The organism is Bradyrhizobium uaiense (genome assembly GCF_010811875.1).
Classification (GTDB): Bacteria; Pseudomonadota; Alphaproteobacteria; order Rhizobiales; family Xanthobacteraceae; genus Bradyrhizobium; species Bradyrhizobium uaiense.
In genome coordinates this window covers 15,251-37,762 of record NZ_VKHP01000015.1, presented here as the reverse complement: position 1 = coordinate 37,762, position 22,512 = coordinate 15,251, and the positions used below count along the sequence as shown (strand labels likewise).

Annotated in this window: 22 protein-coding genes; 8 read left to right on the top strand and 14 right to left on the bottom strand. The window is 61.9% G+C overall.

Translation table 11 applies throughout. The annotated features are described in order from the left end of the window. Nucleotides 1–52: 52 nt before the first annotated feature. The 11 genes from FNJ47_RS06430 to FNJ47_RS06380 form a co-directional block, all read right to left on the bottom strand. Nucleotides 53–634, bottom strand: a complete 582-nt coding sequence (locus FNJ47_RS06430; RefSeq protein WP_163151770.1) for an SDR family NAD(P)-dependent oxidoreductase — start codon at nucleotides 632–634, stop codon at nucleotides 53–55. Beyond that, a complete protein-coding gene (locus FNJ47_RS06425) occupies nucleotides 604–777 on the bottom strand; it encodes a hypothetical protein (protein ID WP_163151768.1) in 174 nt (57 codons plus the stop codon). Before FNJ47_RS06425 ends, FNJ47_RS06430 begins: the two co-directional genes overlap by 31 nt. 582 nt (nucleotides 778–1,359) lie before the next feature. Further along, a complete protein-coding gene (locus tag FNJ47_RS06420; RefSeq protein ID WP_163151766.1) occupies nucleotides 1,360–2,082 on the bottom strand; it encodes an energy transducer TonB in 723 nt (240 codons plus the stop codon). Next, a complete protein-coding gene (exbD, locus tag FNJ47_RS06415) occupies nucleotides 2,079–2,513 on the bottom strand; it encodes a TonB system transport protein ExbD (protein ID WP_163151764.1) in 435 nt (144 codons plus the stop codon). The genes FNJ47_RS06420 and exbD overlap by 4 nt, the downstream gene beginning before the upstream one ends. Nucleotides 2,514–2,518: 5 nt before the next feature. Continuing rightward, a complete protein-coding gene (exbB, locus tag FNJ47_RS06410; protein ID WP_163151762.1) occupies nucleotides 2,519–3,328 on the bottom strand; it encodes a tonB-system energizer ExbB in 810 nt (269 codons plus the stop codon). A 74-nt stretch (nucleotides 3,329–3,402) separates the two neighbouring features. Then, nucleotides 3,403–6,753, bottom strand: a complete 3,351-nt coding sequence (locus FNJ47_RS06405) for a TonB-dependent receptor domain-containing protein (protein ID WP_163151759.1) — start codon at nucleotides 6,751–6,753, stop codon at nucleotides 3,403–3,405. Between the two features lie 122 nt (nucleotides 6,754–6,875). Continuing rightward, the gene (locus FNJ47_RS54635; protein WP_430649356.1) at nucleotides 6,876–7,250 is read right to left on the bottom strand and encodes a DUF2946 family protein; all 375 of its coding nucleotides are present in this window, start codon (nucleotides 7,248–7,250) and stop codon (nucleotides 6,876–6,878) included. Then, nucleotides 7,228–7,407: a hypothetical protein gene (locus FNJ47_RS06395; RefSeq protein WP_163151755.1), complete on the bottom strand. Its 180-nt coding sequence runs from the start codon at nucleotides 7,405–7,407 to the stop codon at nucleotides 7,228–7,230. The genes FNJ47_RS54635 and FNJ47_RS06395 overlap by 23 nt, the downstream gene beginning before the upstream one ends. Before the next feature lie 466 nt (nucleotides 7,408–7,873). Further along, nucleotides 7,874–9,499: an MFS transporter gene (locus tag FNJ47_RS06390; RefSeq protein WP_163151814.1), complete on the bottom strand. Its 1,626-nt coding sequence runs from the start codon at nucleotides 9,497–9,499 to the stop codon at nucleotides 7,874–7,876. Between the two features lie 73 nt (nucleotides 9,500–9,572). Continuing rightward, the gene (locus tag FNJ47_RS06385) at nucleotides 9,573–10,568 is read right to left on the bottom strand and encodes an MBL fold metallo-hydrolase (RefSeq protein WP_347341622.1); all 996 of its coding nucleotides are present in this window, start codon (nucleotides 10,566–10,568) and stop codon (nucleotides 9,573–9,575) included. 252 nt (nucleotides 10,569–10,820) lie between these two features. After that, entirely contained in the window at nucleotides 10,821–11,684 is an 864-nt protein-coding gene (locus tag FNJ47_RS06380) for an alpha/beta fold hydrolase (RefSeq protein WP_347341621.1), read from the bottom strand. A 268-nt stretch (nucleotides 11,685–11,952) separates the two neighbouring features. On the opposite strand from FNJ47_RS06380, the gene FNJ47_RS06375 reads away from it, so the two are divergent. Beyond that, nucleotides 11,953–12,888 carry a ring-cleaving dioxygenase gene (locus tag FNJ47_RS06375; RefSeq protein WP_165445567.1) on the top strand — a complete coding sequence of 312 codons (936 nt, stop codon included), beginning with the start codon at nucleotides 11,953–11,955 and terminating at the stop codon, nucleotides 12,886–12,888. Here FNJ47_RS06375 and FNJ47_RS06370 read toward each other — a convergent pair. Further along, on the bottom strand, nucleotides 12,881–13,855 hold the full coding sequence (locus FNJ47_RS06370) for a LysR family transcriptional regulator (protein ID WP_163151750.1): 975 nt from the start codon (nucleotides 13,853–13,855) through the stop codon (nucleotides 12,881–12,883). The two genes, FNJ47_RS06375 and FNJ47_RS06370, sit on opposite strands and share 8 nt — an antisense overlap. Before the next feature lie 262 nt (nucleotides 13,856–14,117). Between FNJ47_RS06370 and FNJ47_RS06365 the strand changes: the two genes are divergently transcribed. Continuing rightward, nucleotides 14,118–15,044, top strand: a complete 927-nt coding sequence (locus FNJ47_RS06365; protein ID WP_163151748.1) for a helix-turn-helix domain-containing protein — start codon at nucleotides 14,118–14,120, stop codon at nucleotides 15,042–15,044. An 18-nt stretch (nucleotides 15,045–15,062) separates the two neighbouring features. Here FNJ47_RS06365 and FNJ47_RS06360 read toward each other — a convergent pair whose 3' ends face one another. Next, entirely contained in the window at nucleotides 15,063–15,695 is a 633-nt protein-coding gene (locus FNJ47_RS06360) for a hydrolase (protein WP_163151746.1), read from the bottom strand. A gap of 12 nt (nucleotides 15,696–15,707) precedes the next feature. Further along, the gene (locus FNJ47_RS06355) at nucleotides 15,708–16,523 is read right to left on the bottom strand and encodes an alpha/beta fold hydrolase (protein ID WP_163151810.1); all 816 of its coding nucleotides are present in this window, start codon (nucleotides 16,521–16,523) and stop codon (nucleotides 15,708–15,710) included. 309 nt (nucleotides 16,524–16,832) lie between these two features. Between FNJ47_RS06355 and FNJ47_RS06350 the strand changes: the two genes are divergently transcribed. Genes FNJ47_RS06350 through FNJ47_RS06325 form a run of 6 tightly spaced genes read left to right on the top strand, consistent with a single transcriptional unit; the run spans nucleotide 16,833 to nucleotide 22,512 of the window. Beyond that, nucleotides 16,833–17,483 (top strand): hydrolase, encoded by a 651-nt coding sequence (locus FNJ47_RS06350; protein WP_163151744.1) that lies wholly within the window; start codon nucleotides 16,833–16,835, stop codon nucleotides 17,481–17,483. 29 nt (nucleotides 17,484–17,512) lie between these two features. Next, nucleotides 17,513–17,803, top strand: coding sequence for a XapX domain-containing protein (locus FNJ47_RS06345; RefSeq protein ID WP_163151742.1), 291 nt, complete (start codon nucleotides 17,513–17,515; stop codon nucleotides 17,801–17,803). Next, nucleotides 17,800–19,686 carry an amidohydrolase gene (locus FNJ47_RS06340; RefSeq protein WP_163151740.1) on the top strand — a complete coding sequence of 629 codons (1,887 nt, stop codon included), beginning with the start codon at nucleotides 17,800–17,802 and terminating at the stop codon, nucleotides 19,684–19,686. The genes FNJ47_RS06345 and FNJ47_RS06340 overlap by 4 nt, the downstream gene beginning before the upstream one ends. A 1-nt stretch (nucleotide 19,687) precedes the next feature. Beyond that, complete coding sequence (locus FNJ47_RS06335; protein WP_163151738.1) at nucleotides 19,688–20,149, top strand: DoxX family protein; 462 nt, start codon at nucleotides 19,688–19,690, stop codon at nucleotides 20,147–20,149. After that, nucleotides 20,146–21,075: a VOC family protein gene (locus FNJ47_RS06330; RefSeq protein ID WP_163151736.1), complete on the top strand. Its 930-nt coding sequence runs from the start codon at nucleotides 20,146–20,148 to the stop codon at nucleotides 21,073–21,075. The genes FNJ47_RS06335 and FNJ47_RS06330 overlap by 4 nt, the downstream gene beginning before the upstream one ends. A 15-nt stretch (nucleotides 21,076–21,090) precedes the next feature. Further along, nucleotides 21,091–22,512, top strand: a complete 1,422-nt coding sequence (locus FNJ47_RS06325) for an alginate export family protein (RefSeq protein ID WP_163151734.1) — start codon at nucleotides 21,091–21,093, stop codon at nucleotides 22,510–22,512.

Sequence of the window (22,512 nt, the reverse complement as noted above, 5' to 3'; positions counted from 1 at the left end):
TTTCCGCAGCGAGCGCATCCGTCGCCCAGGGACGTACGCCCTCGAGTCCGTGCTAGTCGTTCGGCACAGGCTTCGCGATATCGAAATCCTCGCAATAGACCCCGCCCACGCCGTTCAGTCGAGGGCTGGTTGCACACCAGATGGACGTTGCTGCGCCTTGCTCTGCGCTCTTGAAGCCTTCGGGAACGGACAATTTCCCGTCTTCACCGCGAACTTGCTCCCGTGCGGCTAACTCAGCGTCCGACATGTGCCGGGCGAGTTCGGTGGCGATTCCGCCCGGGTGCTCCGAGAACGCACGAATCCCGTGCTCCGCGCCGATCGTGTCCAACTGCATCGAAAGCAGCGCCACGGCGCTCTTGGACTGGCCGTAGGCCAGCATCGGATCATACGGGCGTTTGTCGAAATGCAGATCGGCGAAATCAACGCCGCTGAACATGTGGCCGATCGACGAAAGGTTCACGACACGCGCGTTGCCAGATCGCTTGAGAGGCTCCCAAAGGCCGAGCGTCAATTGGAAGGGGCCGAGGAAGTTCGTAGCGAACTGCATGTCGTAGCCGCGACGGTCGCGGGTTTCAGGCGGCGCATAGACGCCGGCGTTGTTGATCAGGATGTCGAGTGGACGCCCAGCCTGCACAAATCGAACTGGTTGATAGACGCGGGATCGGACAGGTCCAGCGGCAGCACCTCGACCTCGACGATGCCCCTCAGATTTCGCTCGGCTTTGTCCATGTCCCTGGCGCCGACCACGACATTTGCGCCCGCGCTGGCAAGGGCCATGCACGCGATCGCCATCGGCCCGCGCCAGGTGGCCCCTCATCACTGATAAGAGAGTCTTCTTACCCCGACCGAGATTTAGAAGCCGCAGTCTCTTAGTCCTTTCTGGAAAGCCGGAAACGCGAGCCGACAGCAATGAAGTCAACATCCAGACATTGATTTCCTCGACGAAATTGGCCCAAACCGCCGCATCGAAAGTATTCGAGATTGATCCGCCAGCGCTTCTCGTGCGGAGAGTAGGTTGCAAAATCATTCTGGGCGCTGGGAGGCCCCCTTGCAGATTGCAGCGATATATTGTCGGACTTCGGCAGGCAGATCGTCGATATGGTGAGGATTCCAAGGGTCATTCTTAGTGACGGCGCGGCCCATGGAACCAGCCGTCACCACACTGCAAAGCAGAAGGAAAAGGGCCAACAACGAGGTTCGCATTGTCATTCGGCACTCCTCTGTGAGTGGCGAACAATCCGACCGAGGCAAATGGGCTGGTCTACTACTCTGACCGTGTGGTCTATGGCTCCCCGAGATCACCCGTTCTCGGCATAGACAATCCTCATCCCGACGAAACAACGGGTCTCGTCGCAGGCGTCAGCGCGCGAAAGCGACCGGCGCGAAATAGCTATCGCGCGCCCCGGGCTTCTCGACCGGGAAGGGCGGGAAGGGACTGGCGCGATGAAGCAGTTCGAGCGCCTCCCGGTCGAGCACTGTATTGCCTGACGACTTGGATATTTCGCTTGCGATCACTTCGCCCGCACGATTCAGGTCGAACCGCAGCACCGTCGTTCCCGAGACACCATGCGCCGCCGCCGGGTAACGTTTGAAGCGTTGCAGATGACCGAACACCAGCGCGTTATAGGCCCTCGCGCTCGCTTGTGAGAACTGGCCGACATGCTCGGTCTTCGGCGGCGCGCGTGTCTCGGGCGCGGGCGGCTGCACCTGCGGCTTTGGCTCCTCGACTTGCTTGGGCGTCTCTTGCGGCAGGGTGACCTCGGCCTGTGCTTGCGGCGGTGGCGGCTGTTCAACCTTCTCGACTGGCTGCTCCTGCTTGGGCTGCTCCTTGGGCGTCTCCTCCGCCTGCTGCATGGTCGGGCCGACCGCGATATCCTGGTTCTGAATTTCAGGCGAGCTGGCGTCGACTGGGGCGAGCGTGACGCTGATCGCAGGAATGATGTTGGGCTCGACGGGTCTGCGGGAATACCACAGTGCAATGGCGGCCACGATCGCGGCATGCGCCAGCAGGATTGACAGTGCGGCGAGCGTCCAACGTGATACGCCGCGATTGTCAGGCAGATGCAGGGCGCGGGCGTTCATGGCTTCGCCGCCGGCGCTTCCAGCCCGACCAGGGCAAGCTTGAGATAGCCGGCGTCGCGCAAGGTGTTCATCACCTCCATCAGCTCGCCATAGCTCAGCGACTTGTCGGCGCGGACGAAGATGGTTTCGTCCTTGTGGTTGTTGGTGGCGCTATCCAGCGCACTCGCGAGGGTTTCGCGCGCCACAACGGTTTCGCCGACGGCAATGGTCTGGTCCGGTTTGATCGTGACGAAAACCGGCTTGTCCGGGCGAGGCTGCTCGGGTGCCGTGCTCGCGGGAAGGTTCACGCCGATGTCGACGGTCGCAAGCGGCGCGGCAACCATGAAGATGATGAGCAGCACCAGGATCACGTCAATGAAGGGCGTGACGTTGATCTCATGCTGGATTTCGAGTTCATCGGCGTTCGAACGTGAACCGAGACGGACAGCCATGGCGGTCACTCCGCAGCGCGTGGCAGGACCACATCGCGGCTGCGCTGGCCGCGGCTGATCATAAGCAGGAGCTGCGCCGAGGCGTCACTCAGGAGCGCGCGATAGCCGGCGATCACGCGAGCGAGGTGGTTGTAGATCACGACCGCCGGGATGGCGGCCACAAGCCCGAGCGCGGTGGCGAGCAGCGCCTCGGCAATGCCGGGCGCAACCACCGCGAGGTTCGTGGTATGGGATTCCGAAATGCCGATGAAAGAGTTCATGATGCCCCAAACCGTGCCGAACAGGCCGACAAAGGGGGCGGTCGCGCCGATGGTGGCAAGAATGCCAATGCCGCGCGAAATCTCTCGCGTCATCGCTGCTTCCACACGTTCCAGCCGAAGCGCGACACGCTCCTTGAAGCCGTCGTCGACGATACCGTCGGACAGTTCCGCCTCGCGCTCCGTCGAGAGGATCAGCTGCGCGACAGCATCGCGGTCGCCATTGCATTCATGGGCCGCCTCCGTGAGGCTGCCACCTTGCTCCAGCATTCTCACCCGCCGCAGCGCGCGACCCCTGCCGACGCGCAGCTCGATGGTCTTGGCAAGCCAGACCGTCCAGGTCACGAGCGAGGCGAAGGCGAGCCCGATCATGACGGCCTTCACGACGATATCGGCGTTGAGGAACATTCCCCACGGCGACAGATTGCGCGGCAACAGGGAATCCGGAACTTGGGCGAACGCGGGCTGCGAGTGGATCGCGAGGGCCGCAAGAATGAGGCCTCTCGGCAGCAGCCGGAGCCAAATTCTGCGCTGAGCCTTTTTTTCGCTAGCTTTCATCTCGTTCTTTCTCGTCTCAATCGGCCCCCACTTGTACCCCATACTTGTGGGCCTACTCGCGCGCTAACCAGTCGCTAAAGCAATCCCTCAAGGTGATAATTCACGCCGGCTTTGACTTGGTTGACCTCGGTCTTGACGGTCACGCTGGTGCCGAACGGATTGACGAAATCCAGGTCTTTGCCGCCGAAGGCGAGATGGTCGTACTCGAGCTTCGCCGACCAGTGTGATCCCAGCATGTATTCCAGGCCGCCGCCCGCGATCCATCCTAGACGGGTGGTGTTAGCAGAAGTGACACCGTCGAGCCCGCTGTTCACCTCCATGCGATAATCGGCGTTCATCCACGCGGCGCCGCCCTTTGCGTAGAGCATCAGCGGCCCGGAGACGTAGCCGATTCTGCCGGTGAAGGTGTCATACCAGTTGTGGTCGCTTGTGACCGAGAGCGAGGCCGTGCCGGCTGGATCGACGAAATTGGCTTTGCCTTGAGCCGACGTCCAGGCGAGTTCGCCTTCGATGCCGACCAACACGCTCGGCATGAGCAGATAATTGTAACCGGCCTGCAAACCGCCGAGCACTCCGCTCGGATTGGTCGTGCCCCACCCAATCGGCGTGAGCACGTGCTCGCCTGAGCTGAACGCGCCGCCGAAGTTGGCGCCGACATAGGGGCCAGCCCAATCGTAAACGGTTGCCATGGGTGTGGGAGCCTTGCTGTGGAGGGCGGGCAAGACGCCGGCAGTCTTCTCCGGAGCGCCGAGCTTCTGCGATATGCCGAAGTAGTACCTGCGCCGCGGTCCGTATTGAGGCGCGAACACGCCGATGCCGCTGCCGTTGCGGATCTGGTAGATGTAGTCGGTCACGTTGACCACGTCGAACCGCACCGTTACCGGCAGTCCGTTCCAGCCACTGGCAAATTCATGCGACAGGCCGGTATTGACCTGCCAATAGGATGGCAGGTGGTCGCAGTTCGGGCAAAGCACGCCCGCCGGCGTCGTGCGCAAGCCAGTGCCGTAGATGAAGGTTGCACTCGCGGTGGTGCCGTCCAACCAGGTGCTGGTGTCGCTCCACCGGTATGCGACCCGTCCCGAACCAGTATAGGCTTGATCATGGTCGGTGTGGATCCAATTATTCCGGATGTAGATCAGGTCGTCCGGACTAAACAGGGTCTGGTTTGATACGACGGTGTGTGCGTGCTGGACGCCCCAGGCCCAACTGGTGTCAGCGGAGAAGCCGCCGGATCTATATCTGAGTTTCAGCTCGGCGCCGTAATTCTCGGCTCTGTCATAGTTGAACGCGGTGAGCACATAGGCTTGGCCGAACTGCCCATCATCAAGCAGATCCCTGGCAGTCTTGTAGTAGATGCTGCCGCCAATCTCGAGGCTTGGACAATTTGCTGCTGGGGCAGGTGCTTTGCCGGGCATTGAGCTTGAGGTCGTCGGGCATTGCGGCAGCAGTTGTTGCGTGAAGCCGGCGTCGTACACGTTCGCCCGTTCGGGTTGGATCGCGCCGACATTCTGGAGCGGCTGGCCTGCCACTTGGCCGGGCAGCACGGCCGCCTGATCGGGGGTGATTGTCGGAGTCCCGGCGGTGGTGCCGTTGAAGATCTGCGTTGGAATCGTTCGGCCAAGCACCTGTTGGGGCGGTTCGAACGTTCGCATGTAGCCGATGTGCAGGACAGTCGACCACCATGGCTTGTAAGTCAGGCTTGCGCGCGGACTGAATTGGTTGGCGTCGACATATTGGTAGATCTGGTCGAACCGCAGGCCGTAGTTGAGCGTGAGTTGCTGGGTGAGCCGCCATTCATCCTGGGCATAGGCCCCAAGCTGCCAGCCGAATAATTTGCTGCTGTCGAGAATGTTGAAGGGTCTGTCGATCGCAGTCAGCCCGCTGGGATCATTCGGGTCGAGCGGCTGGACCGTGCTTCCGGTGGCGATGCTGGTCTGCTCGCCGTTGGTGTAGAAGCCGGCCCGAAGCGTGTGCGCTTCGTTCAGGCGGTAAGAGAAATCGCCGGAAACCCCATTCAGGAACGAGCTGCGGTACGCATCGGATGCGACGTTGTTGATGAAGAGATCGCCCACCGGGTCGGGAACAAAATGAAGATCGCTGTAACGCGAATAATAGGCGAGCTGCGCATCGAAATTGCCTTCGGATTTCTGCCAGGCAATGACGTTGTAGGCGTTCTTCTCGTATTGGTTTTGATTAAGGGTGGCCGAATCGAAACTACCCTTGCCAAACGCTGTATAGGCGGGAGCATTCGGGTTTGGGGTGCCATCCGGGTTGAGGCAGGGATTTGTGGGGTCGAATGGACCGCCGCAAAAGCCTCCCACGTTGCCAGGCTGTCCGGGATTGTTGGGGATCTGGTAACGGGTCTCTCCGAACCCCGAAATGGTGACTACTCGCGCAGTTGGATCGAGCACCGTGGAGGTATAGGCGAAGAACCTGCCTTGTTCGGAATGATCGTGAATGGCGTTGAGCGTCGCTATGGGATTCTCAAGGCCGAGGCCGGTGCTGAGATAGCGGCCAGCGACGTAATACTCGGTCTTCCCCTCGACCCCGCCATATTCGAAGCTTGGCGTGATGGTCTGACGGCTGCCGCCGTAGACGCTGACGCTGCCGCCGGACAGGGCCGCTCCGGTCTTGGTCGTGATGTCGAGGATGCCGGCGGTACGCAGGCCATATTGCGCCGGCAGTGCACCCGTGATCAGGCCGATGCTGCCGATGAAAGACGTCTCCAGAAGCTGCGAGAAGCCGGACACGCCATCCGGCAGCAGAATCCCGTTGATCCGGTACTGAACGTTGGCGTGCTCGTTGCGGACGTGAAAATCCCCCGAGCTCGTCGAGTCCTGGTAGACGCCCGGAAATTGCAGCACGATATCGCTGAGCTGGGCGGCATTGCCCTGCGGCAGGCTCTCGATATCCCTCTGGCTAAGTTGATAGTTTGTCGTGCCAACCTTGGGCATGATGACGTTGTCGCGCCGCTGGTCGAAATTCTGGGTCTGCTGGACGACCTGGCGATTCGCCGCAGCCTGGGCCTGCTCCGCGCTTGGCACGGGCGCCGCTGTCGACGGCGGATTGCGCACAACCTGCCGTGGCGAGGGCGTTTGCGGCCGCCGCCGCTCGGCCGGCGCCGCGACCCGGGTCTCGGGCAGGACGTTGGCGCCCGGAGGCGCGGCCTGCACGGCCGGCGTTGATTGCGGGGTCGGCGAATTGGCCGGTGACTCTGAGGGCGCCGGTGTGGCCGAGCTTTCCGGCTGCGGCGAAGGCTGGGCGGACGGGGAGGCACTCGGCTGCGGCGTTGAGGTCGTCCCCTGCGGGGCCGGGCCTGTGGGGGCTTGGGCGAGCGCGGCTGCACCCGATGCCACCACGAGCGTGAGCGACGATGCCGACCGCAAAATGCCGCGGAAGGTGCGAAGGAGAAACGGAGTGCCCATGAAAAATGTTTCCTGACTGAACGCCTGCCCGCGACGCAAAAGCGTCGTGGTACGGAAGGAGCTTCGGCCCTGGCTCGCGGCGCGCCCATGGCGCGGCACAGCGGCGGATCGAAGCGGCGATGTCAGGAAATCGGAGGTCCGCGTGATTCAAACGCAGCCCGCGGCGACTGCAACAAGAAGCGGAAATGATCGACGGGATGATCGATCCTCGCATCAGCAAATTCCACCTGCAGCACCGGCGGCGTTGGCGCCAGGGCGTTGCCCATGACCGCAGTGGCCATGCAGATCGGACAGAGATAGTCGGGATGGCTGTCTGACGGGCTATGACGATTCTGGCCGCCATCGGCGCCCGCTATGGCGGCAATAAGCACGCCGGAGCCCTCGGGCACTTTCCCGGCGAAGCCGTGAACGTGACCGAAAGCGAACGTCAGGTTGATGACGAGCGCGATCAGCGCAAGCCATGAACCATACCTATTATGTTTCCGAAACCAGCGCATCCGGAAGCAATTGCCCTCCGCTCGAGCCGATCTTATCCAAGCTTGTCGTAACATCAAAGGGTCGAAAATTGGCCTTGCGCCGAAAATCGACCAGCCGTCGGGCGACGAACTGGGTTATTCGATGGGGACCGGTGGTGATCGTTTCCAGGCCGTCCAATTTAGCGCGATCCTCAGGAAAACAATCACATCTTGCGGAGTTGGCGCCGAGCTTGGCAGCGGGCTTGTCTGTGCCTGCGTAGCGACATCGGTTGCCAACTTCACAGGTGGAAGTCGGGGTACTTGCGCCGGCCAGCCTCTAAACCAGCGGGCCCACTAGGGCCAGTCTGTGAGCGCGCCGGCGACGATTTGATTGAATTGCTTACTCGGTCAAATGAAGCCGACTTACAGTTTCGGGCTGGGCGAGCGCATGGCGCTCAAAATATGGAAGAAATGGCGCACCCGACACGATTCGAACGTGTGACCATTGCATTCGGAGGGCAAAGCCAAGCGACGTGTCAATCGGCGTGGGGGCCCGACGCCGATCGGCGAACCAAGCCGTTGATCTAGCAAACATCGGAGGAGTCAATGTTTGCCGCTTATCTTCAGTCAGTCGCGGCGTGGCGCTCACGTCTTCTCAGCCTGAATCACTTGGAAGGGGGCCGAGCAGCTATGAGGTGCGTAACCTTGGGTTCAGCCATGGCTCCGAACTCGCGGACCGCGTCCTGAACGACCCGGTCCGCATTCGTCACGCGTTGGTGCTGTCGAAGATGCTCGAGCCAGGACGCCACCATGAACGTTTCCAGGAACCGTCCGCTCTCTGCCGTGTCCTCGAAGATGTCCCATGCATAGGCGCCGTCGCGCCGTCTCTGTAGGCCTAACTTCATCACGGAGGAGAGGAAGGCGTCGCGCCTTTCCGGAGCGATCAGGTATTCGACTGTGACGAGGACCGGTCCATGATCCGCATCGGCATCGTTGGTCAATATGGGCGCTGGCCAATGCATCGACGGCGCAAGGTCCACTCCAGCGCCGGCTTGAAGCTTCCAACGCCAAGTCAGTACGATTCCGGCAACAGCTCCGGCTGCGGCGACAAAATGCGCAACCGGAAGGCCAAGCCCTGAGGCAAGCTGCCCCCACAGCGCGCTGCCAGCGGTCATCGCTCCGAAGAGGACAGTGACGAACATGGCCAAGCCGCGGCCGCGTACCCAATCGGGCAACGAGACCTGGACCGAGACGTTGACCGTCGCGAGAACGGCAATCCATGAGATGCCCGCGATGAGGCAAGCCGCAAGACCGGTCGCGGCGTGATGCGCGATGCCGAGAAGGATCAGGCTCAGCGAAGTACCGAGCGTTCCGGCCGCCACGAGCCGGTCGGGTCCGAGTGTCGTCTTCATCCAGGACAGAGCGAACGCACCCACGACGGCGCCGATGCCGATGGCTCCAAGCAGAATCCCGTACAGTTCCGGACCACCCGCGATTTGATTGCGCGCCACGAGTGGGAGGAGGGCCCAATAAGCACTCGCGAAGAAGAAGAAGGCCACCGCTCTGACGAGCGTTGCGCGGAGGTTCGGATTGAACCGCACGTGGCGGAAGCCGACCACCATAGCGCCGGCGAGACGCTCCGGCGGCAGCCCGCTCCCTGGCGAAGGATCCGGCCGCCACCAAAGGAGGGCCCCGATCACGGCGAAATTGCTCAATGCGTTGACCCAGAACGGCGCGGCGATGCCCAGTCCACCGATGACCACGCCGCCGAGCGCTGGTCCGATGGCCCTGCTGATGTTGACGCCGACGCCGTTGCTGGCCACGGCCGCCGCCAAGTCCTCTTTCGGGACAAGCTGCGGAACGACCGATTGCCACGCCGGCGCGGTGAACGCGGCCCCGGCACCGAGCAGGAACGTGAACAAGAGCAGAATGGGCGGCGTGACGAGATTCAGTCCGACGAGCACGGCGCTTGCTCCCGCGACGATCGTGAGGGCGATCTCGCAACCGATCAAAAAGCGCCGCTTGTCGACGGTATCCGCCAGCGCTCCGGCCGGCAGCGCGAACAGGAACATCGGGAGGCTGCTTGCCACCTGAACCAAGGAGACGGTGAGCGGATCGGCGTCGAGGTTCGTCATCAACCACCCGGACGCGGCGTTGTACATCCATGTGCCGACGTTGGCGACGACAGTGGCGATCCACACCACCGTGAAGGTCGGATGGCGAAACGCTATCCATGGCGAAGCGCTGCGCGGAGCATTCGGTGGGATAGGCTTCTCGTTGCTTGAAGACATCGCGCTCACTTGACCGATCAGACTTTGCCCGTGAAACCTACCGGAGTTCGCCCAACTGTCCGGGCTTCCGCCGTCAGTCATGCGCCGGATTCAACACCGTGGTGTAGTTGGCTGGCAACCACTCGAACTGGCCATCGACCGATCGGACATGTCCGATTCCGGGAAATGCGATGTGAGCCGCCGCAATCCAGGTGCCGGTCCGGGCAGCCTGGGCAAAGATTTCCGTTCGTTCCGCCTCTGCCGACATGGGATCGCTATCGTAGGTCACCGTGATAGCGGGGTCGGGAAACTGGATCGGCGCAACATGGACCAGATCTCCCCAGACCAGAAGCGTTTTGCCTTCGCTGGAGACTTCGTACGACGTGTGGCCTGGCGTGTGTCCGGGAGTGGGGATGGCGCGGATCCCCGGCGATAGTTCCAAACCTTCCGAAAAGGACTTCAGTCGGCCTGCTTCCGAGTAGGGCTTCAACGAAGCGCGATCTCCCTCGAACATCGGCCTGAGGAATTTGGGAGCCTCGTTCTCGTTCTTGGCATTGAGCCAGTAGTCCAAATCCTTCTGGTTGACCCGTACGATGGCGTTGGGAAATGCCGGCGTTCCTTGAGGCGCCATGCCTCCGACATGATCCGCATGAAGGTGCGTCAGATAGATCTCGTCGATCTGCTCCGGCTTGTAACCGGCTGCCCCTAGATTCTCCACCAGATGTCCGCAGCACGCGCCGTATAGACTGCCGGCACCGCTGTCGATCAGAATAAGCTTCTGTCCCGTGTTTACCAGGAAGGCATTGATCGAGCCTTCCACAGGAGCAGGGAGATCGGACGCTGCGAGCAGAGCCTCGGCCTTGCCGGGATGAGTCTCGGCGAGCCTCACGGCCTTTCGCTCGCCGCTCGATACGCTCTCGTTCCGCGTCATCACTTCGTGGACGGGAAACGGATGCGTGCCATCGAGCAGCGCGGTTATCTCGAAGCGCCCCAGCATCATTCTGTAGAAGCCCGGCGCCTGTGTCCGGACCTGGGGAGCTGCGGCATACGCGCCGCCGTCGCGGGAAATGATCGCCAGCGCAAAGAACACGACGATTGGGACGGATCTCATCTTTGCCTCCTAGAATCGAACGATTCAGTCGCGGGCAGCGGCAACCATGGCAGGTGTAACCCGGCCTTCGGCATGTCCTCGGGGGCCTGCACCGAATGGCCGCGGCCGTTCACGTCGCGCGATATCATCTGTCGTCCCACTCGATGCCGATCGAGCATCGGCCAATACCGCTAGCTCGTCTTGTCCGATCTCAAGACGGATTGGACGTTGTTGCGGGAGAGCATCGAGGTCTCAGCCATTCCATCCTTTGAGGAAGTCCAGGAGGAGCTTGTTGACGACCTCTGGCTGTTCCTCCTGCGGAAGATGACCGCAGCGTTCGATCGGAGCGACGGTGAGATTCTCCGCCATCTCGCTCCAGACCGCCTTCATATCGAACAAGCCTCCGACGGCGCCGAAATCCTCGCCCCAAAGGGAGAGGACGGGGCACTTGATCTTCCGGTCGGCGTCGTCCAGGTCCTGGGCGATGTCTTCCGCGCTCGCGCGATAATCGGCCATCGCCCCCCGCACCGCGCCCGGCGCGCTGTAGGCCCTCACATAGGTGTCGAACGCTTCGCCGGTGATCGTCGTCGGATCGTGGCACCATTCGGAAAAGGAATGCCGAAGCCAGATGTGCTCTCGCCCGGCGATCAATGCCTCGGGCAGATCGGGAATCTGGTGGAACATGAAGAACCAGTATTCGCGGGCGGCCTTCGCGCTCATCTCGCGCGCGACGATGCGGGTCGGAACGTTGTCCATGACGACGAGGCGATCGACGAGATCCGGATGGTCCTTGACGAGACGGGTCGCGACCCTTGCCCCGCGGTCATGACCGACGAGGGCGATGCGACCCACCCCGAGTGCCTTCAGCAGCTCGACGATGTCGTTCGCCATCGTCCGCTTATCGTAGCCGCTCGCCGGCTTGTCGGTTTCTCCGTATCCGCGAAGGTCCGGGGCGATCACCCGGTAGCTGGAGGCGAGGGCCGGGATCTGGAAGCGCCAGGCGAAGTTGGTCTCCGGAAAGCCATGCAGGAGGACGACTGGGGGGCCGACCCCGGCCTCGAGGTAGAACTGCCTGATGCCATTGGCTCGGCAGGTGGTCCGACGAATGGTGGTCACCGATCTGAGCCCAAGTGTAAGGTTACGGGCCATCATCTTTCGACAGGCCGATCGGGCGTGATTGCAGGATTCCACGGTGCTTTGTACGATTGCGTCGCCGCGGCGGAAAAAAAGGCAACAATTGCCTCGGTAACGGTTCCACTATCGCGAGAAAGTCCAAGACGCGATGAGGTTTGCGGTTGTCTGATCAGGACGACCGGCCACCTGCGAGAATGGAGCCGGCAGGGCGGATATTGCTTATCGGACGGACGGCCTTTGGGGCCGCGGAATGGACATCAGCGACGTGAGCGCGCGAGGAATTCACCACGTTACGGCGATCGTCGGCGATGTGCGCCGCGCCGCCGAATTCTACCGTGGGGTACTCGGCCTCAAACGGGTCAAGAAAACGGTCTGCTACGACGATCCGGGGAGCTATCATGTCTACTACGGCGATGATCTCGGCTGTCCCGGCACCGTGATCAGCACGCTCGCCTGGAATTGCGTGGCGCCGGGGTTGGCCGGCGTTGGCGAAGTCGTTCAGACCGCCTTTCGAGCTGCGCCGCAGTCCATCGACCAATGGGCAGACAGGCTTGATTCATTCGATGTACCCAGCCGTCCGCAAGAGTCCGCTTTCGGGGAGCGCATGCTCTGTTTCGCAGATCCCGACGGTACGGCGCTCGCGCTGGTCGAGACATTGGAAGGATCGCCGCAACCAGCCGATCGTGGGGGCGCGCTCCGCCCGCTGCACGGCCTCCACAACATCACGCTCAACGTCCGCGAGGAGGATGCAACCGTTGATATCCTGCAAAATGTCTTCGATTTCGAGCTGGTTTCACGGAAGGATGGGACTATCCGCCTCGCAGTGCATGACGATCCAGGCGGCACGATCACCTTGTGCGTCATCGGAAAGTCTTCGCGGGGGCGCCTCGGCGGCGGTACCATTCGGCACGTTGCCTTCCGCGCGAGGGATCTCGACGACCGATCGGAGATGGTCGAGAAGCTTCGTTCGGCATACGGCATCGTGGTGAGCGATCCCATCGAGCGGACCTATCTGAACGCAGTGTGCTTTCGCGCCCCCTGCGGCGTGCTTTTCGAGATCGCAACCGACGGTCCGGGATTCTCCGTCGACGAGGCGCCCGAGCGATTGGGAGAAAAACTGCAGCTTCCCGCTTTCCTCGAAGAGCGTCGCCTCGAACTGCAGGCGATCCTTCCTCCGCTCAACTAGATGTCTTGCCGGCTCGTTTCGCCCTGCTTTGCGGGAACGCCTTTCCTGCGGACTTCGTTCGGTCTGCCTTACCCTCCATGAAGTCGGTCAGCCGAGGGCAGACGAAGTCAAGGAAGGCTTTCACGCGGAAGGGTAGACGTGGCCCACCGTGGTAGAGCGCGTGAATCTGCTCGTCGTCGCCAACCGTGCCCTTTAGAACTTCGACCAGGCGGCCGGCTTCCATGTCGTCGCGAATGTGGTAGTCGGCGAGCCTTGCGAGGCCGAGCCCAGCGATCGCCATCCTGCGCAATGTTTGAGCATTGTTCGCAACTAGCGGACCGCTGACTTTCCTATCGACAATGCGACCGCTCTCCTTCAGGGGCCAGACCGGCGCAGAGCGTCGGAAGTTGAATCCAAGGCACCTGTGGCTTGAAAGATCCTCTACCTTCTTGGGTTCACCCATGTGCTGAAGATAGGCAGGAGACGCGACGATTCTTCTCTTTACGAGGCCGATGCGTCTGGCGACCATCGCGGAGTCCTGTAGTGCGCCCACGCGGAAGGCGACGTCCGTCCGATCGAGATAGAGATCGACGATCTCGTCGGAGAGCGAAATATCGACAACGATGCCGGGGTGAGCTTTCAAAAAGTCCGGAAGCAGAGGCTCTAGTCCGAGGATTCCGAACGAAATGGTGGTATTGACCCGGATCGTTCCCCCAGCCGTCGTCGCGCCCCGGGAAATGCCGCGCTCGATGCCATCGAGTTCGGCGACGAGGGCAAGGCTCTTCTCATGGTACATGCGACCTTCGGCCGTCAACGCCAAGCGCCGGGTCGAGCGCTCGAATAGTCGGACGCCTAACCTTTCCTCGATCCTTCCGATGAGCTTGCTGACCGTGGACGGCGTCATGAGAAGACGGCGGGCAGCTTCGGAATAATTTCCCGCGTCCACCACTCGGAGGAAGACCTGCATTTCCCCGACACGATTGTCCATACTCGATCCATCTATGAAACAGTTTCACAAATAATGTGGATCCGGGGTGGATTATCAAGCCCATGTTTCTTCACCTATCGTCGGTCATCGTTTCCCTTCCAACGCATTTTCCGACTAGCAGGTCGCTGTCGGCCGATCGTCGGATCGACGACTTGAACAGAGACGATTATCTCTCTATGAGAGAAAATCGCTCGACCGACGCGAACTAGATTTGGTCGTCTGTCGGTAGCTTGTACGGTGGCGGATGGCTTTGGACGCTCCAATGAAGGAAGAGTCTGATGGCGCGTCTGGCGGCTTCTATGGTCGTCGGCTCAGTCAGCATCTCGGCATGGAGGGCGACTGTGTGCTGCGTGTACATCGCGAGGGACACTTGGCGCTCGCGATGACCCGACTGACCTGCTCTCGGTTCGTTCGAGAACGGACTGCGGCGATTCCTTCCGAGCCGGCCTTCAGCATCCTGCACCAACTCGGCGATCTCGACAGGCATTCCTGCTGGCTCGCGGGCAAGCCCAGATACTCGGGGGCGTTCGGCGCTGGCACGGTCAGCGTCATCAACCTGATGGACAACCCCCAATGCGAATTCAAGGGCCCGGTCGACGCCGTTCAATATTACGTACCGAAGAGCGCTCTCGACGAATTCGCACGCGAGCATGGCGCCAAGCCGGTCGCGGCGCTCAAATGGAGCAGGGATCAGCGCGATCCTTATCTGTCGACCTTGTCGAGCGTGCTGCTCAGCGCCGTCGAGCACGATCCGGAGACTAATCAGCTATTCACGGATCAGATCGGTTTGAGCCTGCTCGCTCATTTTGCGCAGAGCTACGGCGGCCTGCGTCCGCAGGACAGTGCGGTCGGCGGAGGACTGGCTCCTTGGCAGGAGCGTCGCGCCAAGGAGATCATGCGGGCGCGACTTGCCAGCGGGTTGACGATTGCCGACGTCGCTGCGGAGTGCAAACTGACGCCTAGTCACTTCGCAAGATCGTTCCGGCGCAGCACGGGCATCGCTCCGCACGAATTCCTCTCTCAGCTCCGGATCGAAGAGGCCAAACGCCAGATGTTGAGCACGAAGCTTCCGCTTGCCGACATCGCGCTCATCTGTGGCTTTGGCGACCAGAGCTACTTTACGAGGGTGTTTTCCCGTAGCGTCGGAGCCAGCCCCGGCGCTTGGCGACGGGCTCGTGCTGAAGGCTGACCCCAACGCGATTTGGCCTCAGGCGGGGCGGATCATATCGCGGGCATAAGCCAGTCCGATCCCGTATCCGCCAGCATGTGTCTCGACGATGGCGCGAGCGCCGTCGTAAGTTTCGTGCCGCGTCCAGTCGCGTTGCATTTCGAGCAGGACCTGAATCCACGATGTCAGATGAGCTCCGGCGGCCTCCATCCGGCTGAGAGCGAGTTCGTGGCTTGCGGGAGTGAGACCTCCGCAGGCGTCGCCGACGACATAAACCTCCAGACCCGTCGACAGCGCCGATAACACGGCGAATGTCACGCAGGCTTCAGTGAGAAGACCTGAAACGATGAGACGTCCGCGGCCGGTGGCGAGGACGGCGTCACGCGCCTTCTCGTCCTCCCAAACGTTCATGCTGCGGCGGTCGATCGGCTCGATGCCCGGGAGGGCCGACTTGACGGCCGGCATCAGCGGACCGCTGTATACCTTTGTCGCGGAAGTCGATGCGACGACTGGCAGGCCAAATACCGTTGCGGTCTTCGCGAGCGCGACGACGTTGTTCATGAGCGCCTGCCGGTCGATCGATCCGACTCCGAATGCCAAGCCGGCCTGTTGGTCGACCAGAAGCAGTGCGCAGTCCTTCGGTTCCAGCAAGTGGAGGGGATTCGACGCCATGTGACCTCTCCGTTACGACTTCAGGAACGCGAGCAGGTCCGCGTTGACCTGATCGGCGTGCGTTGTCGTCGTGGCGTGTGGAGCGCCCGGATAAGTCTTAAGCTTGGCGCCTTTGATCATCTCTGCGGCCAGCTTGCCGGTATAGGCGAGCGGAACGACCTGATCATCCTCGCCGTGGACTACCAGCGTTGGGACGTCGATCTTGGCCATGTCGGGCCGAAAATCGGTCTCCGAAAAAGCGGTCACACAATCGAGCGTCGCCTTGATCGATGCCTGAAGAGCGATCTGAAGGGTCTGCTTGAACACGCCCTGGGACACCTTCATGCCGTGGTTGGTCCCGTAAAAGAGGGGATTGAAGTCGTCGAGGAACTGCGGACGATCCTTGATTAGGCCGGCCTTGATGCCGTCGAACACCGATTTGTCGACGCCGTCGTGGTCCGCGGTCTTGACGAACAACGGCGTGACGCAGCTCAGCAGCACGAACTTCGAGACGCGCGCGGAGCCGTGCCGGGCAACATAGCGGGTGATGTCTCCGCCGCCCATCGAGAATCCGACGAGCGTCACTTCCTTCAGTTCGAGATGCTTGATGAGCTCCGCGATGTCATCGGCGAAGGTATCGTAGTCGTACCCCGTCCAGGGTTGACCGGAGCGGCCGAAGCCTCTGCGATCGAACGCTACGGTCCGGTAGCCGCGTTCGGCCAGAAAGAGCATCTGCGCATCCCACATGTCGGCGCTCAGCGGCCAGCCGTGACTGAGCAGGACCGGTTTTCCGCTTCCCCAGTCCTTGTAGTAAAGCTCTGTACCATCTCGCAATTTCAGCAAGGCCATTATTCTCTCCGTAACGAGGTGACGAGCATTAGCGTCTTCTTGCCGCCTTCGATCCTCTTGCGCGCAAAAGTCGCGGATAGAGAGCGCGATGGCTTGGACTATCTGCGCGTGCATTGGACATGCTGGCGATCTCGGATGAGAGCCCAGTGGGTGCTCGGCATTTGGTCGCACGCGAACGGATCATCGGGCCTGAGTCCAAGCCGTGACGAGATCGTCCAAGCGCGAGCGGCGGCGAACGGCCATGATCCGGGCGCTTGCACAATCCCCCTACGCTCGATCGGCCACGTCGATCGCAAGGAGAACCTCTCGATGTCGAAGCTCGAAATGCTCACCCCGGAAAATAGCGCCATCGCACTGATCGACTATCAGCCGGCGATGTTTCAGGGCGTCCAGTCCCACGACCGTCTGGTCACGATCAACAACGTCCAGATTCTCGCGAAGGCCGCCAAGCTCTTCAAGATTCCGACCGTTCTTACGACCGTCGCTCGGGACTCCTTCTCGGGACCCTTCATACCGGAGGTGACCTCGCTATTCCCGGACCATGACGTCATCGATCGGACGTCCATGAATTCGTGGCTCGACGCCAATTTCCGAAAGGCCGTGGCCGCCACGGGCCGCAAGAAGTTCGTGTTGGCAGGTCTTTGGACCGAGGCGTGCGTGATCTTCCCGACCTTGGACATGCTCAGGGAGGGCTATGAAATTTACATCGCAGCCGATGCCTGCGGCGATCTTTCGCTCGAGGCCCACAATCGTGCCATGGAGCGAGCGATCCAGGCGGGGGCGGTTCCCATTACGTCCTCTCAGTACGCCTACGAACTGCAACAGGACTGGGCGCGCAGCGAGACCTACGAAGGGATGATGGACATCCAGCGCGCGCACTCGCCGTACGGCATCCAGATCCGCTTCTCCAAGTGGGCGTTGGGCGAGCATGCGTCCGAGGGCGGCACGAAAGCCGCCTGACGTCGGCGGCGTCCTATCTGGAGCATGCGATGAAAATCTATGTTCTCTCACTGGGCGCCGGCCTTCTGGTCGGCGTCGTCTACAGCCTCCTGAACGTGCGATCGCCGGCTCCGCCGTTGGTGGCCCTGGTGGGCCTTCTCGGCATTCTGGCCGGCGAGCAGATCGTACCGGTCGGACGGCAACTGATGTCCGGGCACGGTCTCGCGGCCGCGTGGCGTCAAGCCAAGTGCGCGCCGCATATGTTCGGGCTGTTGCCGGGGCGTCATAGCGATCAAGCACAGAACGCGAGTTCGCTGGAAGGTCAGGAGAAGCATTCATGAGCACGGCACCGGACATCATTCTGCATCGTGGTCTGTTCACCACGCTCGACCGCTCCAATCCGACGGCTTCGGCCGTCGCCATCGCCGACGGCCGGTTCGTGGCCGTCGGGCACGATCAAGAGGTAATGAAGCTCGCCGGTCCTGCCACGAAGGTCGTCGATCTCAGGGGGCGTCGCGTGTTGCCCGGCCTGATCGACAACCATCTTCACATCATCCGGGGCGGTCTGAACTTCAACATGGAGCTCCGCTGGGACGGGGTGCGCTCGCTTGCGGACGCGATGGGTATGTTGAAGCGGCAGGTCGCCGTTACCCCGCCGCCGCAGTGGGTGCGGGTGGTGGGTGGGTTCACCGAGCACCAGTTCGTGGAGAAGCGGCTTCCGACCATCGACGAACTCAACGCAGTCGCTCCGGACACGCCGGTCTTCCTGCTTCATCTCTACGACCGGGCCATCCTGAACGGCGCTGCGCTGCGGGCAGTCGGCTATACCAAGGATACCCCGGAACCGCCCGGCGGCGAGATTTTGCGCGACGGGAACGGCAATCCGACGGGGCTGCTGCTGGCCAAACCGAACGCCAACATCCTCTACGCGACACTCGCCAAGGGGCCGAAGCTGCCCTTCGACTACCAGGTCAACTCGACCCGTCATTTCATGCGGGAGTTGAATCGGCTGGGCGTGACCGGCGCGATCGATGCCGGCGGCGGCTTCCAGAACTATCCGGAGGACTATGCCGTCATTCAGAAGCTGAACGACGAAGGGCTCCTGACGATCCGGCTCGCCTACAATCTCTTCACGCAGAAGCCCAAGGGCGAGAAGGAGGACTTCCTCAACTGGACGAAGACGTCCAAGTACAAACAGGGCGACGATTACTTCCGCCACAACGGGGCTGGCGAGATGCTGGTGTTCTCCGCAGCCGATTTCGAGGATTTTCGCGTTGCGCGTCCAGACATGCCTCCGGAGATGGAGGGCGAGCTCGAGGAAGTCGTTCGCGTCCTCGTCCAAAACAAATGGCCCTGGCGGCTCCATGCGACCTACGACGAGACGATCTCGCGAGCGCTCGACGTGTTCGAGCGGGTCGACCAGGACATGCCCCTGGAAGGCCTTCACTGGTTCTTCGATCACGCCGAGACGATCTCTGATCAGTCGATCGACCGTATCGCGGCGCTCGGCGGCGGCATCGCCGTGCAGCACCGTATGGCCTATCAGGGCGAATACTTCGTCGAAAGATACGGGGCGGGGGCCGCCGAGGCGACGCCGCCGGTCAAGAAGATCATCGACAAGGGCGTCAAGATATCGGCCGGCACCGACGCGACCCGCGTAGCTTCCTACAATCCGTGGGTCTCGCTATCCTGGCTCGTCACCGGCCGCACCGTGGGCGGACTGCGGATCACACCGCAGCGCAATTGCCTGGACCGCGAGACGGCGCTGCGCATGTGGACCGAGAACGTGACCTGGTTCTCGAACGAGGAGGGCAACAAGGGCCGCATTCAGGTCGGCCAACTTGCCGATCTCATCGTACCCGATCGCGACTACTTCTCCTGCAGCGAGGCCGAGATCGCGGATACGACGTCTCTGCTGACCATGGTCGGCGGGAGGATTGTGTTCGGAGCAAGCGACTTCTCCAAACTCGAGGCGGTCACTCCGCCGCCGGCCATGCCGGACTGGTCGCCCGTCCGCCGCTTCGGCGGCTATGCGGCCTGGGCGGACGACAAGGAGAAGACGAAACAAAGCAGCCTGGCAGTGAAGGCCATGCAGATGTGCGGCTGCGCAAACTCTTGTGGCGTGCACGGACACGATCACGCCACGGCGTGGTCCAGCCGGTTGCCGATCTCCGATTTGAGGAGCTTCTGGGGCGCGCTCGGCTGCGCTTGCTGGGCGGTCTGACATGGCTTCCGGGGACTCGCCGAACTGGATCTCCGCAATCCTTCGCTGGCCGCTCCTGTGGCATGCGGCCAGGCTGTTGCTGGTGTCCGCCTACTTGCTTGGCGGCCTGGCGAAATTGCTCGACTTCGCGAGCGCAGCCGCCGAGCAGGAGCATTTTGGTCTGCATCCGGGCTGGCTGTGGGCCGCGACTGCCATCGTCGTGGAGCTCGGTGGTTCTCTGCTCGTCGTCGTGAATCGCTTCGTGTGGCTCGGGGCCGGCGGGCTCGGCGTGCTGACGTTCGTCGCAATGCTCACCGCGAACGCGTTCTGGACGATGAGTGGCCATGAGAGGTTCATGGCGACGAATTCCTTCTTCGAACATCTCGGGTTGATCGCAGGACTCGTCATCGTGTCGATTGTTTCCGATGTGGGTTCCCCGAGCCGCGCTGCGCGATCTCAATCCCTCCAGGGAGTTGCTCAATGAAGTCAACCAAGCTATTCGCTCTGCTGGCGTTTACTGCGGCTCTCGCAGCGGCGCCGGTCTTCGCCAAGGACATGCCGAAGTCAAGAGAGGCGCAGGTGGCCGTCGCTCCGCAATACGACACAACGCATGTCTACGTGGCGCCCGAGGACGTGGACAAGTTCGTGACCAGCTTCCTGGCGACTTTCGGAGGCAAGACCACCAAGCAGGTGGTGGCAACCGTCACGCCCACGCCAAGCAGCACGACGTCGCAACTGCTGCAGACCCCAGTGGGGACCGTCTCGCTGTTCGGCTTCAAGACCCCGATTCCGTATCCGTTCGGTGCGGAACGCAACGGCTATCTGGTCAGCGACATGGACGGGGCGATCAAGGCGGCCCGCGCGGCGGGTGCCGACGTGGTCGTTTCCACTTTCCCCGATCCTATCGGGCGCGACGCCGTGATCCAGTGGCCTGGCGGCGTCAACCTGCAGATCTACTGGCACACGACGAAGCCCGACTACGCTCCGTTCGAGCGGATTCCGGAGAACCGCGTCTACGTGTCCCCTGATCGGGTGGCGGCATTCACCAAGGGCTTCGTTGCATTTTCCCACGGCAAGATCGTCTCCGACGATGCGAAGGCACCGGGCGCCGAGATCGGCAGGTCGGACGCCACCTACAGACGCATCCGGATCGAGTCACTCTTCGGGAAGATGGTCGTACTGGTCACGGATGGCCATCTGCCCTATCCCTATGGGCGGGAGACGACGGGCTACGAAGTAGCTGATCTTGCTGCGACGCTCGACAAGGCGAAGAACGCCGGCGCCACTGTACTCGTCGAACCCGCCACGTCGGACGGCCGCTCCGCGGCGTTCGTCATGTTTCCGGGCGGATACGTCGCCGAAATTCACTCACTCGCTCCGAAGAACGCCCCGCGGACCAGTGGCAAATAAGGGTAATGACTGTCGATGTCGGATCTGGCCGGTCTGCGGAGCTCCTGGATTTTGCTCGTACTTGCCACGTTTGGCGCCGGTATCGACCACGCGCTCGCGGATGATGGAGACGCGACGCTTCCGAAACGACCCGCTATTCAAGCAAACCGCTGGGCGGAGGACTGGTCGGTTCTGGCCGATCCGAGACTGCGTACCGAGCCGTTCGACGAGCTCAAGTACATTCCGCTTTGGGCCACCGATCCTAAGAGCTACATTTCGCTGGGCGCCACGTTGCGGGAGCGCTTCGAGAGCAACAACGCGGCCGGCTTCGGCACCGGCAACACGCCATCCGATAGCTACTTCCTGCAACGGCTGCAGGTCCATGCCGACATCCACTTCAACGAAAACTGGCGTGCGTTCGTCCAGTTGGAGGACGATCGGGCCTTTCACAAGTTCAACGTCACTTCGGTCGATCAGGACAGGCTAGACCTTCGTCTGGCCTTCGTCGAATACGTCAACACGTTCTCGGGCGGTACCTTGAAGGCGCGTGCCGGGCGACAGGATTTTGCCTTCGACCTGCAGCGCTTCGTATCGTCGCGGGACGGGCCCAACGTCCGGCAGTCGTTCGATGCGTTGTGGGCGGACTGGGAAACTGGTCCCTGGCGCTTCATCGGCTTCGTCAGCCGTCCCGTGCAATACTTCGATGGGCAGCCGTTCGACGACACGTCCAACGATAGCTTCAGATTCAGCACGCTGAGGGTCGAACGCAAGGTACTCGGCGACAAGGAACTGTCCGGCTACTATTCGCTCTACGAACGCAGCAACGCCAAATATCTGGATGCCCTCGGGGCCGAGCACCGGCATGTCTTTGACCTCCGCTTCGCGGGCAACGCGCAGCACCTCGATTGGGATCTTGAGGCCATGGGGCAGGTGGGCCAAGTGGGCGCGAAGGACATTCAGGCCTGGGCCGTCGGCGCGCGGACGGGCTACACCTTCGTCAGCATACCCTGGCAGCCGCGTGTCGGCCTGCAGGTCGATGCCGCATCCGGCGACCATCATCCCGGAGACGGAACGCTGGGGACCTTCAACCCGCTGTTTCCGAACGGATACTACTTCACGCTCGCCGGCTACACCGGCTACGTGAACCTGGTGCACCTCAAGCCGTCAATCACCGTCAGTCCGGCGAACGGATTGAAGGTGATGGGCGCCATCGGCCTGCAATGGCGTGAAACGACGGCCGACGCGATCTACGTCCAGCCGAATGTGCCGATAGCGGGGACCGCGGGCAACGGGAGCAATTGGACCGGTGCATACGGACAACTCCGGGTCGACTATGCCTTCAACGACCATCTGACAGGAGCCATCGAGGCGGTGCATTTCGACGTCGGCGACACGATCATCCGTGCCGGCGGGCACACCAGCAACTACCTCGGCGTCCAACTTCAGTACGGATGGTGA

What these genes read in the sequence shown, in the direction of transcription:
- FNJ47_RS06425 (WP_163151768.1), bottom strand. Translation starts at nt 777, where the DNA reads ATGGCCCTTGCCAGCGCGGGCGCAAATGTCGTGGTCGGCGCCAGGGAC.
- FNJ47_RS06420 (WP_163151766.1), bottom strand. Translation starts at nt 2,082, where the DNA reads ATGAACGCCCGCGCCCTGCATCTGCCTGACAATCGCGGCGTATCACGT.
- exbD (WP_163151764.1), bottom strand. Translation starts at nt 2,513, where the DNA reads ATGGCTGTCCGTCTCGGTTCACGTTCGAACGCCGATGAACTCGAAATC.
- exbB (WP_163151762.1), bottom strand. Translation starts at nt 3,328, where the DNA reads ATGAAAGCTAGCGAAAAAAAGGCTCAGCGCAGAATTTGGCTCCGGCTG.
- FNJ47_RS06405 (WP_163151759.1), bottom strand. Translation starts at nt 6,753, where the DNA reads ATGGGCACTCCGTTTCTCCTTCGCACCTTCCGCGGCATTTTGCGGTCG.
- FNJ47_RS54635 (WP_430649356.1), bottom strand. Translation starts at nt 7,250, where the DNA reads ATGCGCTGGTTTCGGAAACATAATAGGTATGGTTCATGGCTTGCGCTG.
- FNJ47_RS06390 (WP_163151814.1), bottom strand. Translation starts at nt 9,499, where the DNA reads ATGTCTTCAAGCAACGAGAAGCCTATCCCACCGAATGCTCCGCGCAGC.
- FNJ47_RS06375 (WP_165445567.1), top strand. Translation starts at nt 11,953, where the DNA reads ATGGACATCAGCGACGTGAGCGCGCGAGGAATTCACCACGTTACGGCG.
- FNJ47_RS06370 (WP_163151750.1), bottom strand. Translation starts at nt 13,855, where the DNA reads ATGGACAATCGTGTCGGGGAAATGCAGGTCTTCCTCCGAGTGGTGGAC.
- FNJ47_RS06365 (WP_163151748.1), top strand. Translation starts at nt 14,118, where the DNA reads ATGAAGGAAGAGTCTGATGGCGCGTCTGGCGGCTTCTATGGTCGTCGG.
- FNJ47_RS06360 (WP_163151746.1), bottom strand. Translation starts at nt 15,695, where the DNA reads ATGGCGTCGAATCCCCTCCACTTGCTGGAACCGAAGGACTGCGCACTG.
- FNJ47_RS06355 (WP_163151810.1), bottom strand. Translation starts at nt 16,523, where the DNA reads ATGGCCTTGCTGAAATTGCGAGATGGTACAGAGCTTTACTACAAGGAC.
- FNJ47_RS06350 (WP_163151744.1), top strand. Translation starts at nt 16,833, where the DNA reads ATGTCGAAGCTCGAAATGCTCACCCCGGAAAATAGCGCCATCGCACTG.
- FNJ47_RS06345 (WP_163151742.1), top strand. Translation starts at nt 17,513, where the DNA reads ATGAAAATCTATGTTCTCTCACTGGGCGCCGGCCTTCTGGTCGGCGTC.
- FNJ47_RS06340 (WP_163151740.1), top strand. Translation starts at nt 17,800, where the DNA reads ATGAGCACGGCACCGGACATCATTCTGCATCGTGGTCTGTTCACCACG.
- FNJ47_RS06335 (WP_163151738.1), top strand. Translation starts at nt 19,688, where the DNA reads ATGGCTTCCGGGGACTCGCCGAACTGGATCTCCGCAATCCTTCGCTGG.
- FNJ47_RS06330 (WP_163151736.1), top strand. Translation starts at nt 20,146, where the DNA reads ATGAAGTCAACCAAGCTATTCGCTCTGCTGGCGTTTACTGCGGCTCTC.
- FNJ47_RS06325 (WP_163151734.1), top strand. Translation starts at nt 21,091, where the DNA reads ATGTCGGATCTGGCCGGTCTGCGGAGCTCCTGGATTTTGCTCGTACTT.